13 protein-coding genes and 1 pseudogene are annotated in these 15,211 nt (G+C 65.5%); 8 read left to right on the top strand and 6 right to left on the bottom strand.

Annotated features, from left to right (window positions below):
- Window positions 1-43 precede the first annotated feature (43 nt).
- Window positions 44-766: an SGNH/GDSL hydrolase family protein gene (locus VHC04_RS21630; RefSeq protein WP_325684809.1), complete on the top strand. Its 723-nt coding sequence runs from the start codon at window positions 44-46 to the stop codon at window positions 764-766.
- A gap of 195 nt (window positions 767-961) precedes the next feature.
- Here the strand turns inward: VHC04_RS21630 and gmk are convergent, their stop codons facing one another.
- Entirely contained in the window at window positions 962-1,594 is a 633-nt protein-coding gene (gene gmk, locus VHC04_RS21625; protein WP_325684808.1) for a guanylate kinase, read from the bottom strand.
- Window positions 1,591-2,478, bottom strand: a complete 888-nt coding sequence (locus VHC04_RS21620) for a YicC/YloC family endoribonuclease (RefSeq protein ID WP_325684807.1) — start codon at window positions 2,476-2,478, stop codon at window positions 1,591-1,593. The genes gmk and VHC04_RS21620 overlap by 4 nt, the downstream gene beginning before the upstream one ends.
- 133 nt (window positions 2,479-2,611) lie before the next feature.
- Between VHC04_RS21620 and VHC04_RS21615 the strand changes: the two are divergent.
- Both VHC04_RS21615 and VHC04_RS21610 read left to right on the top strand, forming a co-directional pair.
- Window positions 2,612-3,229, top strand: a pseudogene (locus tag VHC04_RS21615) (ribonuclease HII); the annotation flags it as partial.
- A gap of 367 nt (window positions 3,230-3,596) precedes the next feature.
- Window positions 3,597-4,637 carry a site-specific DNA-methyltransferase gene (locus tag VHC04_RS21610; RefSeq protein ID WP_325684882.1) on the top strand — a complete coding sequence of 347 codons (1,041 nt, stop codon included), beginning with the start codon at window positions 3,597-3,599 and terminating at the stop codon, window positions 4,635-4,637.
- An 83-nt stretch (window positions 4,638-4,720) separates the two neighbouring features.
- On the opposite strand, the gene VHC04_RS21605 is transcribed toward VHC04_RS21610, so the two are convergent.
- The gene (locus VHC04_RS21605) at window positions 4,721-7,684 is read right to left on the bottom strand and encodes a glycosyltransferase family 4 protein (protein ID WP_325684806.1); all 2,964 of its coding nucleotides are present in this window, start codon (window positions 7,682-7,684) and stop codon (window positions 4,721-4,723) included.
- A gap of 179 nt (window positions 7,685-7,863) precedes the next feature.
- Here VHC04_RS21605 and VHC04_RS21600 point away from each other — a divergent pair, with 179 nt between their 5' ends.
- Complete coding sequence (locus tag VHC04_RS21600) at window positions 7,864-8,301, top strand: hypothetical protein (protein ID WP_325684805.1); 438 nt, start codon at window positions 7,864-7,866, stop codon at window positions 8,299-8,301.
- Between the two features lie 4 nt (window positions 8,302-8,305).
- Here the strand turns inward: VHC04_RS21600 and VHC04_RS21595 are convergent, their stop codons facing one another.
- On the bottom strand, window positions 8,306-8,506 hold the full coding sequence (locus VHC04_RS21595; RefSeq protein ID WP_325684804.1) for a YqaE/Pmp3 family membrane protein: 201 nt from the start codon (window positions 8,504-8,506) through the stop codon (window positions 8,306-8,308).
- An 84-nt stretch (window positions 8,507-8,590) separates the two neighbouring features.
- Window positions 8,591-9,634 (bottom strand): zinc-dependent alcohol dehydrogenase family protein, encoded by a 1,044-nt coding sequence (locus VHC04_RS21590; protein ID WP_325684803.1) that lies wholly within the window; start codon window positions 9,632-9,634, stop codon window positions 8,591-8,593.
- A gap of 163 nt (window positions 9,635-9,797) precedes the next feature.
- Between VHC04_RS21590 and VHC04_RS21585 the strand changes: the two genes are divergently transcribed.
- From VHC04_RS21585 to VHC04_RS21570, 4 genes are all read left to right on the top strand, one after another.
- Window positions 9,798-10,169, top strand: coding sequence for a hypothetical protein (locus VHC04_RS21585; RefSeq protein WP_325684802.1), 372 nt, complete (start codon window positions 9,798-9,800; stop codon window positions 10,167-10,169).
- 77 nt (window positions 10,170-10,246) lie between these two features.
- Window positions 10,247-11,938 carry a thiamine pyrophosphate-binding protein gene (locus VHC04_RS21580; protein WP_325684801.1) on the top strand — a complete coding sequence of 564 codons (1,692 nt, stop codon included), beginning with the start codon at window positions 10,247-10,249 and terminating at the stop codon, window positions 11,936-11,938.
- Between the two features lie 4 nt (window positions 11,939-11,942).
- Entirely contained in the window at window positions 11,943-12,893 is a 951-nt protein-coding gene (locus VHC04_RS21575; protein WP_325684800.1) for a 3-hydroxyacyl-CoA dehydrogenase family protein, read from the top strand.
- Window positions 12,890-13,651 (top strand): SDR family NAD(P)-dependent oxidoreductase, encoded by a 762-nt coding sequence (locus tag VHC04_RS21570; protein ID WP_325684799.1) that lies wholly within the window; start codon window positions 12,890-12,892, stop codon window positions 13,649-13,651. The genes VHC04_RS21575 and VHC04_RS21570 overlap by 4 nt, the downstream gene beginning before the upstream one ends.
- Before the next feature lie 120 nt (window positions 13,652-13,771).
- Here the strand turns inward: VHC04_RS21570 and VHC04_RS21565 are convergent, their stop codons facing one another.
- On the bottom strand, window positions 13,772-15,142 hold the full coding sequence (locus tag VHC04_RS21565; RefSeq protein ID WP_325684798.1) for an outer membrane beta-barrel protein: 1,371 nt from the start codon (window positions 15,140-15,142) through the stop codon (window positions 13,772-13,774).
- Window positions 15,143-15,211 lie beyond the last annotated feature (69 nt).

The raw sequence follows: 15,211 nt of genomic DNA, 5'->3' as shown, positions 1-15,211 counted from the left end.
GGTGCGACCCATCCGCTCGATCAGCCTCAGCGTGTTTCTGTCCATGCTTCTCCTCTGCGGCAGCCAGGCGAGGGCCGGCGGAAGCGACGAAAGTTGTCCGGCCGTACCGGTGCCGGCACTATCCCTCCCCATAACCAGGGCTGCGCTCATCGCTGGACGGCCGATCACGATCGTCACGCTGGGCTCTTCGTCCACCGCTGGAGTCGGGGCAAGCTCCCCGGAATGGACCTATCCGGCGCTGCTTGAAAAGGCGCTGCGCGCTGCCTGGCCCGACCATCGGGTCAAGGTGATCAACCAGGGCATGGGTGGTCAGGAGGCCGACACCATGGAAGCTCGGCTCGAGCATGACGCGATCGCCGCCGATCCGGTCCTGGTGATCTGGCAGGTCGGATCGAACGCCGCCCTGAAGCATATGCCGCCGGACAAGTTCGACCATGCGCTGAGCGCCGGCCTCGACAAATTGAGCATGGCCGGAGTTGATGTCGTGCTGATGGACAGCCAGCAAGCCCCTCGAATCGATGCGGCACCGGACCATGGGCTCTATGATGCCGCCACTGCGCAGCAGGCACGCCAGCACCGTGACTCGTTGTTTTCCCGCAATGCATTGATGGAGCGCTGGAAGCAGGCGGGCGTGCAGGGGTTGATCGGCCCGGATAACCTGCATCACTCCGATCGCGGTTACGCGTGCCTGGCCTCTGTCCTGGCAAAAGCCATCATCGACGCGGCGGACGACCATGTTTCCGTAGCCGTGGAGCAGAGGCGGTAGAATACAGCCAGGCCCTGGCTCGCCAGGCGCTATATCAACGGCGCCAACCTGTTCGTCGATGGCGGGCGCGCGGCGGTGTGAACGTCCCGGCCCAAGAGCGCGATCGCCTGAAGCCGGCGGTTGTAAAGCGTGAATCACGATTTTGAATCAAAGGGTTGATAAAGCATGACAGGGTCAACCCGACCCTGTCATGCTTCAGGGCATCAGGCGCACGACGAACTCGGCCAGACCGACCTGCCTGCCAGTTGCGACCCTTGCCGCGTGCAGGATCGCTCGCACGGTGGCTGTTGCGGTCGCCAGATCGTCGTTGACGACAACATGATCGAACTCCGGCCAGTGACTGATCTCCTCGTGAGCCACTTCCATACGCCGCCGGATTTCCGCCTCGGCATCGCCGGCGCGCTGGCGCAGCCTGATCTCCAGCTCCCGCAGGTCTGGCGGCAGGATGAAGACGGACACCACATCGCCTGGCAGTTTCTCGCGCAGAGCACGATGGCCTTGCCAATCGATGTCGAACACCAGGTCCTGACCGGCCGCCAGAGCCGCCTCGACAGGCGCGCGCGGCGTGCCATAGGCATGGGAGCCCCGTAGCACCCGCGCCCATTCCAGCAGCGCATCGGCCGCCAGGGCAGCCTCGAACTCCCTCTCACTCAGGAAGTGGTAATGGACGCCGTGCACCTCGCTGGCCCGCGGTGCCCGGGTCGTGACGCTGATCGATCGCCGAAGCTCCGGCTCGCTGGCCAATAGCGCGTCGGTGATCGCGGTCTTGCCGGCTCCGGACGGCGCCGCGAGAACCAGGCAGACACCGCGGCGCGCAACCGATGTCATTCGATGTTCTGCACCTGCTCACGTAGCTGCTCCACCGCCGCCTTCAGCTTCAGCCCGGTGGCGGTCAGCGCCGTGGAGGCCGATTTGCTGCACAGTGTGTTCACCTCGCGATTGAACTCCTGCGTCAGGAAATCCAGCTTGCGGCCGATATTGACGGCTTCGCGCAGAAGATCGTGGGCGGCCTCGATATGACTGGTCAGGCGGTCCAACTCCTCCCGCACATCCGACCGGCTGGCGAGCAGCGCAACTTCCTGGGCGATGCGTTCGTCCGGCAGCTTGGGTGCGCTGCCCAGCAATGCCTCGACGCTTTCCAGCATCCGCGCGCGTTGGGCGGCGGGTTGATCGGCAGCCTGCTCGGCGGCGGTGTCCCGCAGAGCCGCGATTTCATCCAGCACGGTCGCCAGCACGGTTCCCAGCCGCGCACCTTCCGCGCGCCGCGCCTCGGTCAGGGCCCGTAGCGCGGCGGCGAGGCCGGCCTGCACTTCGGATGCGGCGGCGGCAATGTCCGCTTGCTGGTCTGCTTGCGCCTGCCGCAGCACGCCCGGCAATGACAGCAGCGCCTCGGCAGCCGGAGGCGGACTGCCTGGCATGCGCCGATGCAGATCATTGACGATGGACAGCACCTGCTCCAGCGCGGCGGGATCAAGCTCCAGCCGCGCCTCGGACTGCCGTTTGACGGTCAGGTTGGCGGTCACGTTGCCACGCTTCAAAGCCTTGCTGGCCAGATCCCGCCAGGATGGCTCCAGGCTGTCCCAACCGGTGGGCAGCCGGAACCGCACTTCCAGCGAGCGGCCATTGACGCTGCGCAGTTCCCACACCCAGGCGAGACCCGCCGTGACACCCTCGGTGCGGGCAAAACCGGTCATAGAGGCGATAGCGGCCATGGCGGCGGTTCTTAACAGCCGGCGTGGGAAACGCGAAGAGCCTCATTGGTTGGGCCCATGTATGGCTGCTTCCGCGACCGATTCCGCCACTGGAGCATTTCCGCGACTCGGCCCGACCTGCTACGTGCGCGGGATGCCCACGCTGGATATGGAACGGGCCGCGGGCGGCCGGGTTGCAGGCATTGATGAAGCCGGCCGAGGCCCCCTCGCCGGGCCGGTGGTGGCTGCCGCCGTCGTCCTGCCGGACGACGCGCCCGCGGCGCTGTTGGATTTGCTGGACGATTCCAAGAAGCTGACCGAGGCGCAGCGTCTGACAGCCTATGCCGCGCTGCGGCTCGCCGGCGTGGAGATCGGCATCGGCGCCGCCTCGGTCGCCGAGATCGCGCGGCTGAACATCCTGCACGCGGCCATGCTGGCAATGCATCGTGCCGTATCCCGCCTGCAGGCGCCCCCCGATCTGGCTCTGGTCGACGGTAATTATCCGCCGAAGCTGGGCTGCAAGGTGCAATGCGTGGTGGGGGGCGACGCGGCCTGCCTGTCTATCGCCGCGGCATCCATCGTCGCGAAAGTGGTGCGCGACCGGGCGATGCACCGGTTGGCGGTGCGCTGGCCAGGCTATGGATGGGAATCCAACGCCGGCTATGCGACCGAGGCACACCGCAGCGCGCTGGGACGGCTGGGACCCACCTGGCATCACCGGGCCGGGTTCGGGACGGTTGCACAATTGCAACTGGAGCTCGAGGCCACGGCAACGCTCTCCCCTGCCGTCACCATCGCGCAAAGGCGCGTCTCTATCTCTACTGAGCAAAGGCGCGTCTCCATCTCTGCCGAGCAAGAGCGCGTTTCTGTCACTACCACGCGAGGGCGCGTGTCCGGCCCTGCCGCGCTGGGGAGCGTGACCATCCCGGTCACGCGAAAGCGGACCAGGATATGATCCGGTGTGCCGGCTTTGTCTCGCCACTGCATTGATGTCGTTTGCCGATTGACGCGACTTCGGCGGGCCGGCCACGATCAACAGGTTGAAATGATCCTGCTTTTGCATTGAGGGGGCTGGGACGCCGCACTTGGACACCCTGGAGCTTCCGTTGGACCAGATCCTGCGCGGAGAGTGTGTGCAGATGATGCGCATGCTGCCCGAAGCGTCGATCGACTGCGTCTTCGCGGACCCTCCTTATAACCTGCAATTGCGGGGCGAATTGCGCCGTCCGGATGAGAGCCTGGTTGACGGCGTGGACGACGACTGGGACCGGTTCAGCGATTTCGCCACCTATGACGCGTTCACCCGGGACTGGCTTGCCGAATGCCGGCGGTTGCTGCGCAAGGACGGTACGATCTGGGTGATCGGCGCCTACCATAATATTTTTCGCATCGGCGCCATCCTGCAGGATCTGGGGTTCTGGATCCTGAACGACGTGATCTGGCGGAAATCCAACCCGATGCCGAACTTCCGCGGCCGCCGCTTCACCAACGCCCATGAGACCTTGATCTGGGCCGCCCGGTCCAAGGACGCCCGCTACCGCTTCAACTACCAGGCGATGAAGACGCTGAACGACGACGTCCAGATGCGCAGCGACTGGTTCATTCCGCTGTGCACGGGCCAGGAGCGGCTGCGGAATGAACATGGCCTGAAGCTGCACCCCACCCAGAAGCCCGAGGCGCTGCTGCACCGCGTGATCTTGGCCAGCACCAACCAGGGCGACCTGATCCTGGACCCTTTCGCCGGCACCGGCACGACGGCGGCGGTGGCCAAGCGGCTGCGGCGCCATTTTATCGGGATAGAGCGCCATCCCGCTTACGCCGAGGCGGCGATCGGTCGGGTGCGGCGAACGCGGCCGGTCTCGGTGGAGGGTGCCACCACCGCGCCGACCAAGCGCGAGGCGCCGCGAGTGCCGTTCGGCAGCCTTGTGGAACAGGGGTTCATCACGCCGGGGACAATGTTGTTCGACCGACAGCGCCGCGTGATGGCAGTCGTCGGGCCGGACGGATCGCTCAGCGCGGGCGAGCTCCGCGGGTCGATCCATAAGATGGGGGCGCTGCTACAGAACGCACCAAGCTGCAATGGCTGGACGTTCTGGCATTTCGAACGCGATGGGACGCTGGTGGCCATCGACACGCTGCGGGCGCAGATCGCCGAGTCCGAACGATCCGCTCAGGCTTGAACGCGTCCATCATCACCTGCTCGGCGAGTCCGGCGGACAGCCTCGGCAACCGCTGAGTATTTCGGCCGTGCGGGCGGAATCCGTCACGCGTTAGGATAAACCCGGAGCGATCGTAATCCGACGCCCAGCTGCCGCTCGTCGGCGGATGCCCCGATATCGACTGGCCGGACGGTGCGATCAAGCCTTAGGTCGATCCGCAGATCGTCCTTCCCCGCGGTCGCGCTGCGTGGCAGCGGCCAGATATTGGAACCGCTTCGCACCAGCCTGGGCGGGAGGGGGGCGCCGTTCGCGATCAGGGTCAGCGGCAGTTCCGACAGGGGTGCGGTGAGGTTCAATTCCAACAACAGGTCCTCATGCGGCAGAGCCGGATTGAAACCAAGAAGCGCGGTCGCGACCGGTTGCCTGGTCCAACATCCCCAGGCCTCCACCCCATGCCAGCCATCCGGCAGCAGGTCACCCTCGGCGACCCCGGCGGTCACCTGGACCATGCTTCCCAAACTGGTCACCGGACCGCGCACAGGCGTGATTCCGATCCCTTGCACGCCCACGCCCAGAATCCGGTCGTCGCCTGATCGGCCCAGCAGCTTCGGGCTATACGGGCGCAGGACATGGAGGCCGAGCGCGATCTCGCGCCGTCCCTCGGTCAGGTGGCGGGGCAGCAACCAGGTGTTACGTCCCGCCTTGGCGGTGCCCGTGGGCAACGCCACGCCGTCCACGCTGATCGTCAACGTCACCGGAACGGGTGTCGCGGCTAGATCGAGTTGCAGCCGGTGCTGGCCGCTCAACGGTGCGTCGAACGATGCGCGGATGATCGCATCGGTGCCGCTGGTCCAGCAGCCCCAATCCTCGATCGGGTGCCAACTGCCCAGCAGCGCGCCGCGCGGCACGTGCGCGGCGCGGTTGATACGGACGGTCTGGCGCAGCGACAGCGGCAACGGCGCCCAGGGAACCAGCCGCAGACCTCGGAAGCCTATCCCCAGGACCCGCTCATCCCGGGCTCCGGTATCAGCGGGACAGACCGACCCGGCGGCACGAAACTCCAGTCTGAGCGCGGATTGGCGTGCGATCAGCGCCGGCGGCAGAACCAGGACGTTCGAGCCCGCGACCGGCCGCAGCGTCGCGACCGTCGCCTGGTTCAGAAGGATCGACAGCGCCGCGTCGATCGGTGACGGCTCGACGTCCATTTCCAACGCCAGCGGCGCGCGGAACGAAGGGTCGCACGGCAGCAAGGCGGTGGCGCGGGTGCCGTCCATCCATCGGCCCCACTGTTCGGGCAGATGCCAGCCCTCCAGCAAGACCTGATCGTCCCAGGCGGAGCCGGACATCGGGAATCGTTCGCCAACCGGCAGACGGAAAGGTTCCACCGGCGCATGCACGGCCGGCGCCACGATGACACTCCACTGCTCCAGCCGCTCCGCCTGACGTGCCTGCGATGGCGGTGGAATGCGACTCAGCCAGTCCCCGTAGCCAGGTCCGCCGCCAAGTGTTCCCGCAATCTCCCGCACCACCTTTGTGCGCTCCGCCAGGGCGGTCGGATTGGTCGTCAGGCAGACGATGTCGCCCGCCAGGTCGGCGGCCGTGTCGAAAGCCGGCAAAGCGCCGACGAGAGCGGGATCCAGCCCCCGCAACCCATGCGACGTTGTGGCCACCGCATGACCGGCCGCCAAGGCGGTCAGTGTCTTGATCGGCAGTCCCGCGCCGAACCGATCCGGAATCACGCTCAGGCGGCAGGATGCCCGCAAGGCTTCCAGGTCCTGGACGAAGCCCGGGATGTGGAGCCGGGACGACTCGAATCGTGTCCGGTCGATCGACTCGCCGACCCGGCCGGCGACCACCAGACGAAGGCCGGCCGGTTCCAGATAAGGACGCCAGACCTCCTCCAGGAACCAGGTCATCGAGGCGACGTTGAACGGATGGCGGTCACCGACCAGCAGGAGATCGAAGGCCGGCTTGCTCTCGACGGTCGTCATGGCAACGTAAGGCTTCGGCAGTACGATCGCGGCCTGGCGCGAGAACAGGCGGCAGGCCTGAAGCTCGATCTGGCTCACATGCGTGCACAGGTCGGGGATGGCCAGGACCGCGGCTTGCACGGCATTCGCCGCGGCCTCGGCCTGCGCCAGGTCGGACCCCGAACCCCCTTGCATCAAGGCCGCCTGCCGGTAGGCGGCCGCGATGTCGTCGTGCAGGTCGAAGATCAGCTTGGCCTGCGGCGCGAGGTTCAAAGCCAGGCCGACGGTGAACAAATGGTTGGTCATCACCGCGCTCGCGCGCCGGGCCGCCTGGTCGATCGCCACATCGTCGATGGCACATGTTGCAGCCTCGGCCAAAGCGGATGCCCAAGCGATGTTCGCCGCCTGGTTCGGCTTCGCCCGATACGGACCGCGCGGCACCGCCACGACGTCGATATGAGCACCCCAATCCACACTGTTCTCGGGCAGGAGGCGCGCAACTGTGCGGTTCAGCGTCTCCCCGCGCCGGTGCTGATATTCGGCAAAGACCCGGATCGTCAGGAACCCGGCGCGCACCAGGGCCTCGACCTGGTTCTGGAATGCCGTCGTGCTGCCACAGCGCGGCCAGATCCGCTGGATTTGCAGAGCGACCCGCTGGCCGGCGGCGGCTTCTGTCGACAACACGACCGGAGCCTCCGCCGAATCGAGCCGCGTGACCGGCACGCCCAGTTGCATCAAGGCGGGCGGCACATCCGCCCCCAAGGTCGCGAAAACGCACCGTTCAAACGGCCAGGACGAGCGGAATCGCTCGGCGAAGCCGCCAGGGACCGCGGCACAATCGTCCGAAACCGTGAGCGGGACGACAGACAGGGCCGGCAAAGGGGGAGCCTCCTGAAGCACCTGGGTCAGGCGCAACCGGAAGAAGTCGTTCAGCCGGGCGGGTGAAACCGTATCGAACAGCACCACCGACGCGCCAGCCAGCCGAGCCGCCAGCACGTCGAACGCCGCGGCGGAGTCAGACAGTGGAGATGCCCCAGGCAACTGAGCGATCAATGGCGAGCCGAACATGGTCGCCACCAGGGCCTCGGGTGTCTGCACGCACTCTCCCTTCAATCCAGGCCTGCAGGCCTCATGGTCGAGACCAGCGGATCCCTAGGCTGGCCATATCCGAAGGCAGGACGTGACCGTCCATTTCCGGAAACCATACCCCTGAAACCGCGGCCAGAAAACGACGCCCAGGGAACGACGCTCAGGGAACGACGCCCAGGGAACGAGCCATGCTTCTCGACGATTCCGCGATCTCCCCGGTCCGCTCCGACTCCGACTGGATCGCGCCGGACTGCTCCGGCTGGGATTTTTTCGCGGCCGGTCGCGGTCTGCGGGACCCGCTGGCGCTGTATCTGCCGGGCGACGTACTGGACCGGTTGCTGCCGCATTATCAACGGCTCTGCCAGCTCGCGGGAGGGCGGTTGGATGAACTGGCCCGCACCGCGGACCGCCACCCGGCGGTGCTGCATCCGCGCGACCGGTTCGGCCGCGACGAGGATTGGATCGAATACCACCCTGCCTATCGGGAGATGGAGCAGGTCGCCTTCGGCGACTTCCAACTCTACGCGATGACGTACGAAGCCCCTTGGGAGACGCCCGCCACCGACGCATTGCTGAATGCGAAGGCTTTGACGATGGCGGAGGCGGCGCCTCTGCTGGCGGACTGACCGCCTACCAGCGCGATGGGCCGCCGAAAGCGCGATCGATCTTTCGATCCGTCTCGAACTGGCTGAGCGCATAGACCGCCCAGATCGCGGCCGGGACCCATCCGATCAGCGTGACTTGCAGGATCAGGCACACCAGTCCGGCGATGGGCCGACCGATGGTGAAGAACAGCAACCAGGGAAGCAGAAGCGCGATCAACAGACGCACGAAAAAAACCCTCGCATGAGGCCTCCGGGCGGCATGCCCGGGCACATTTAACTGGATATAGGCCTGGGTGCCCCGCTTTTCCGCCTATTCGCTGATGCGGATCACCACCTTCCCCAAATGCGTCTGGCTTTTGAGGTGGCGATACGCCTCTGCCGCCGCCGCGAATGGAAAGACCCGGTCGATCACCGGCTCGATCCGATGCGCGCTGATGGCACGGTTCATCGCCTCAAACATCTGGCGCGAACCGACATAGATTCCGCGCAGGATCAGGTTGCGACGCATCGCCGTGGTCGGGTTGATTTCCCCGCCCGTGGTCAACGCACCGATCATGCCGATCTCCCCACCCAGACGTGTGGCGAGGATGGACCGAGCGAGCGTGCCGGTACCGCCGACCTCGACGACACGGGCGACGCCGTCGCCGTTGGTCAAACGCAGGACCTCCTCCTGCCATTCAGGGTGCCGGCGATAATTTACGCCATGGTCGGCACCCAGATGACGCATCACGTCCAGCTTCTCGTCCGAGGAGGAGGTCGCGATCACGCGGAACCCCGCGGCGACGGCGAATTGCAGCGCGAAGACGGATACCCCGCCGGTACCCAGGACCAGGACGGAATCGCCAGGCGAGAGCGGCTGGCCACCGAACAGGGCGTTCCAGGCCGTGACCGCGGCGCAGGGCAAGGTCGCCCCCTGTTCGAATGACAGGTGTTCCGGCAACCGCACCAGGCCTTGGTGATCGAACAGGCGGTACTCCGCCAGCACGCCATCGAGCGCACCCCCCAGGGCGCTGGCACCGTCCTCCGCGCTCAACGGGCCACCAACCCAGCTTTGCATGAAGCAGGCAGCAACGCGGTCCCCGGGCTTGAAGCGCGTGACCTCGGGCCCGACCGCGATCACGAGGCCGGCGCCATCCGACAATGGAATCAGGTTTTCCGGCGGCGCGCCCCGCGCGGCGCGGCCTTCCACGATCATCAGGTCGCGGTAGTTCAATGAGGCCGCGTGCATATGCACCAGGACCTGGCCGCGTTCCGGCGTCGGAACATGCGAGCCGGTGAGTGTCAGCGCCTCGATCCCGGTCGCACGGGGAATGTGGTAGGCCTGCATGAATGTGCTGGCGATAAGGGGTTTCATGGCGTGGTCCAGTTGATCTCGATGCGGCGATGACGGTGCGGCGGCGGTGACGTTCAGTCAATTGTTTCAGCGGCACGCTGCCTTGGTCAGGGTGGCATGTCGCTTGACTCCAAAGCCGGTCATGTTCTATTTATGTTCTTATGATGGAACTGCCGCTCGTCCCATGACCCAGCCCGCTTGTGCGCCGGACGAGGAGCCGCCGCCGCCCGTCGATGATCCCTTTCTGGAGCGTCTGTTCGGCGTGATGTGCGAGCACATTCCCGCTCGGCGGGAGGATACGTTTGTCGATCGCGTCCGCCGTTGGTACGAAACACTGCGGTTCATGGCAGAACTGCATCCGCGGACCAGCGCCGAATGCCTGATGGCCGCCGATGTGTCGATGAAGAACCAATTTGTATTGGAAACGCTGGAGCGGGGGCGTGACGCCAAGGGCCAGCAGCGACTGATGCGCAGCCGGGAGTTCATTGACCGCGCCCGGGATCTGCATGAGGCGCAGCTGCAATACGACCTGTTGCGGAACCGCCCGACTCACTGATCCTGGCGAATCTCCCCCTGATTTCGGCTTGAACCGACATGGTTTAAAGGTGTCCCGGCACAGCCAGGGAAACCTCCATGACCAGCCCAGACCCGGTCACGGGCGCCGAATACCTCGCCCGCAGCCTCGCGGCCAACGGCACTACCCATGTCTTCTTCATCGACGCGATCCTGCGCCGCACCTTGATCGAGCTGGATGGCCTGGGTGTGCAACGCATCCTGGGCCATAGCGAGAAGGCGGTCGCTTATATGGCCGATGGCTACGCACGCATCGCCGAGCGGCCGGGTATTTGCTTCGCCCAGGCGGTAGGCGCCGCCAATCTGGCGTCCGGATTGCAGGATGCCTACCTGGGCCGAGCGCCGGTGATTGCATTTACCGGGTTCAAGCCGCCGGCCCTGCAGCATCGGAATGCCTATCAGGAACTGGACCATCTGCCGCTATTCCAGCCGGTGACGAAATTTCGTGCGCGCGTCGATACCGCCGCGGAACTGCCCCGCCTGCTGCGCCAGGCCTGGCGGGAAGCGATGACGGGCACGCCGCGGCCGGCCTATCTGGATCTGATCGGCCACACCGCTGACCTGCTGGAAGCCGGCCAGGTTGCCGAAACGCCGGGACCTGATCCGGTGCTGCAAATGACGATGCCGCCGCATCGTCCGACCGCCGCCGCGACTGAGATCGACCGCGCCGCGGCTCGACTGCTGCAGGCCAGAAAGATCGTGTTGATCGCAGGCGAGGGCGCGATGGCATCCAAGGCCGGCAAGGAATTGCTGCGGCTGGGCGAATTGCTGGCAGCGCCGATCGGCACCTCACTGGGCGGCCGCGGCCTGATTCCGACCCGCCACCGCCTGTCGATCGGTTGCGTCGGCAACTACGCCGCGCCGCCCGCCAACCAGATCGTCCATGAGGCCGAGCTGGTGGTCTATGTCGGCTGCGACACCGGCGACCAGGTGACCCACACATACCGGATTCCCTCCATTCACACGCCGTGCATCCAGATCGACATCGATCCGGCGGAGCTCGGCCGTTCCTATCCCGACACGCTCAGCCTGATGGGCGATCCGAAAGCGACGCTGGCCGCGCTGATCGACACCCTCGGCAAGCCGCGGCGCGATACGTCCTATGCCGACCGGGCCGCCGAGATCGTGGCGGCCTGGCGCGAAGGCATAGCACAACGCCTGGCGAGCGATTCGGTGCCGATCTGGCCGGACCGGCTATGCGCCGAAATCACCGCCGCGCTGCCCGAAGATGGTATTCTGGTAGCCGATACCGGTTGGTCCGGCATCTGGAGCAGCACGCTGATCGACCTGAACGGCGCGGGCCAGACTTATCTGCGTGCCGCCGGCTCCCTGGGCTGGTCCTTCCCCGCCGCATTAGGCGCGAAATGCGCGGCCGGGAAGCGCAAAGTGATCTGCTGGTCAGGCGACGGCGGCGCCTATTACCACCTGACGGAGCTGGAAACCGCCCGCCGCCGCGGCATCGCCGTGACGCTGGTGGTCAACAACAACTCGGGCTTTGGGCAGAGCTGGGTGAGCATCCAGCGCCAGCAGGGCAACCGGCCCGGCAACCCGGCCGAGATGGGATTGTTCGGCCCGACCAATTTCGCCGACGTCGCGCGTGTATTCGGCCTGCGCGGCATTCGTGTCGAGGAACCGGCACAAATCGGCCCAGCCCTGCGTGAGGCGATGGCATCGGATGAAACCGTCGTGGTCGACGTCGCCACAAATATCGACATCAAGGCACCGGAACCGTGGGCGCCGGAAGGAGTGTAGCGACATGGCGGAGGTAGCGGTCGTCGGCGCCGGCCTGATGGGTCACGCGCTGGCGTTGGTCTTTGCACTGGGCGGCCATCAGGTGCGGCTGACCGATAACAACCCCGATACGCTGGGCCGAGCGCCGGAGCTGATGGCAACCGCACTCGCCACCCTGGCCGAGGCCGGCGAGGTGGATGCGGCGAAGAACCGCCAATGGCTGTCAACGGCGGTTCGTTGTATGCCATCCCTGGCTGAAACAGTGCAGAATGCGGCGGTCGTCATCGAGGCCGTGGTCGAACGGCCGGACGTGAAGAAGGCGCTGTATGGCCAGCTGGAAACGCTGATGGCGCCGGACGCGATCCTGGCATCCAATACCTCCAACCTCGACATCTTTCCGCTGGTCCCGCCGGGACTGCGGACACGGGCAATCATCGCCCATTGGTACACGCCTCCCTATCTGTGCGATCTGGTCGATCTGTGCCCGGGGCCGAGCACCGACCCGGCGGCTGTCGAGACGGTCCGCGCGATGGTCGCGGCGATGGGCAAGGCGCCCGTCGTGTTCAAGCAAATGGTGCAGGGCTATGTCGCCAACCGGCTGCAGGCGGCGATGCAGCTCGAAGTGTACCGGCTGCTGGACGAGGGATTGGTAACGCCGAAGGATATCGACGATTCGGTGCTGCATGGCCTGGCGTTGCGCATCCCGATTCTAGGCATCATGGCGAAAGCCGACTTCACCGGTTTGCTGCTGATGCAGCAGGGGATGAAGAACCGCAGCTACGCACCGCCCGTGCCGCGCGATCACAGCGAGACGCTGGATCGGCTGATTGCCGAAGGCCGCACCGGCGTGATGGCGGGTAAGGGCTATTTCGACTGGGGCGATCGCAGCCCCGAGGAGCTGTTCCGTGAACGTGACAGGAAGCTGCTGGCGCTGAAGCAGGCGCTGCGGAGAATCGGACCGATGGAGGGCAAATGATTACGTATGATCTGACTGGCAAGACTGCTCTGGTGACCGGCGGCGCGTCGGGAATCGGCTTCGCGACGGCAAAGATGCTGGCCGGATTCGGCTGCACCGTCGCGGTCAATTTCCTGGCCGACGACCCGCGCGGGCCGGAAGCGGTCGACAAGCTGGTTGCCGGCGGCGGCAAGGCGATCATGGCGCCGGGCAATGTCGGCGATGCCGCCGAGGGTGTGGCGATGGTGAACAAGGCAGTCGCCGACCTCGGCCGACTGGACCTGCTGTTCGCCAATGCCGGCACGCCGGCAACCAGCCGCAAGATCGAGCCGCGGGAACTCGACCTGATCACCGAGGATCTGTGGCACACCGTGCTGGAGGTGAACCTGCTGGGTGTCTTCCGCTGCGCCAAGGCTGCGGCTCCAGCCCTGAAGGCCGCGCACGGGTCGATCGTCAGCACCGCCTCCATTGCCGGCCTGGGCTATGCCGGTAGCAGCTTGGCCTATGGCGCCTCCAAGGCGGGTGTCGTCAGCCTGACACGGAACCTGGCGCGCGCGCTGGCGCCGGAGGTGCGGGTGAACGCGATCGCCCCGGGTGCGGTCGATTCCGCCTGGATGGTGAACTGGACGAATGAGGAGCGGCAGCAATCGATCGAGCGCGCGGCCTTGAAGCGCCGCTGCCAGCCTGAGGATCTGGCCGAGGTCGTGCTGTTCCTTGCCTTCGGCGCCGCGATGGTGACCGGGCAGACGATCACCGTGGACGGCGGGCTGACTCTGTAACGAAAAGGCCAGCGTCGCCATCACCCGTCCGAGCATGATTCACGGCTTCAGACCGCCGGTCCGGGCGATCGTATTCTGGAAAGGGACACCGGGATTCAAATTGAATCCCGGTGTTTACGCCTAGAAAGTCAGGATCACGTCCGCGCCAAAGGTGAAGCTGTTGGCTGTACCCTTGGTGTAATAAGGTGGGTTCTGGTTGAACGGATTGTTGCTGGTGAATGCGTGATCCCAGCGGATTTCCGGTCGCACCGCCAACCCCGAGACGGGGTTCGGCATATCCGGCTTCCAGGTCACACCCAGGGTCAACGCGCCGTATGTGGTGCCGCCACCGCCGGGTGCCACGTAGACACCGGACACCGGCGACAGACCCTGCTGCACCCGTATCGGATCATTGTTGCCCGAGTAGGACGCCACGAAGAAGTTGTTATCGTCGCGCCAGATTTCATATCGGCCGTTCAACGTGATGTTCGAGGTCAACGCATAGGACAGGTATTGGGCGACGCCGAACCCGTTCACCGGCTTGTTCACGTAGCCATAGGCGTCGCGAATCCAGTTGAACTCGGTGGTGGATGTCAGCGAATCGTTGATCTTGTAGGTGACCAGGACATCGCTGTAGGAGCGCCACTCGCCGTTCGCATTGACGCCCTGCGGGGATAGGACACGGGACGCCTGCTCCGGCCCGACATGGGTCAGGGCCAGGATGGTCAGATTGCCACCCATCAACGTCAGGTTGAAACCGCCAATCCCGCCAATGGCGCTGTTGTTCTCCCCCAGGATGCCCATGGTGGTATTGGTGCCGGTGTCGAGGCCCGCATAGATATCCAGCATGTCATTGACATGCGTCGTGCTCAGCACACCCGTGTGCTTCAGCGGCAGGCCGAACTGGAAGATGTAGCTGTGCGAGTAGAACGGATTGGTCGAGGGATCGATCGTTTCGAAGCCAATCGGGGTTGGATACAGGCCGGCCTTGATATCGACGCCGCCGTCGGTCAGCACCGGCAGATGGAATAGCGCGTTCGCCTCGACTATATCGAACTGATAACGGTCTCCGGGCAATGTCTGGTTCATGATGCCCAGGTACTGTGTATAGCGGGCATCGGAGCCATACATCCCCTGCAGCTTGAAACCCCATTGGAAATTCGGATCCTTCGGGTCTAACGGCTTGTTCGCCGTCAGCAGCACCTGATTGAGCTGCGCCTGGTTGGCATGGTCGGTAAAGAGTTGTCCCCAGTTCAGGCCGGTGCTCGGCCGGAACGGATTGAAGATGACGCCGCCTTCGATCTGGCCGGAAAGATGAATACCATCGATCCAGAAGCCGGGGGGAGGCGCGGCGTCGGCGGCCGGCGTGGGCGCGGCCTGGGTGGTGGCGGCGGGCGGCGAGGTTGTGTCGGCCGGAGCGGCCGCGGTCTGCGCGGACGCCGTTCCCAGGCCAGAGGCGATCGTCGCCGCAGCGGCAAGGCACGTGCCTTGCCAAAGCTTGCTGATGGTCATTCTTGTGATCCCATTTTCAGGCCGGCTCCCTGCATCGGATCCGAGGCGCTACGACCGTTCGGATGTCCC

Source organism: Rhodopila sp. (assembly GCF_035548095.1).
In the GTDB taxonomy this organism is placed as follows: Bacteria; Pseudomonadota; Alphaproteobacteria; order Acetobacterales; family Acetobacteraceae; genus Rhodopila.
The sequence above is the reverse complement of the archived record's forward strand: the minus strand, read 5'-3'. Positions and strand labels throughout refer to the sequence as shown.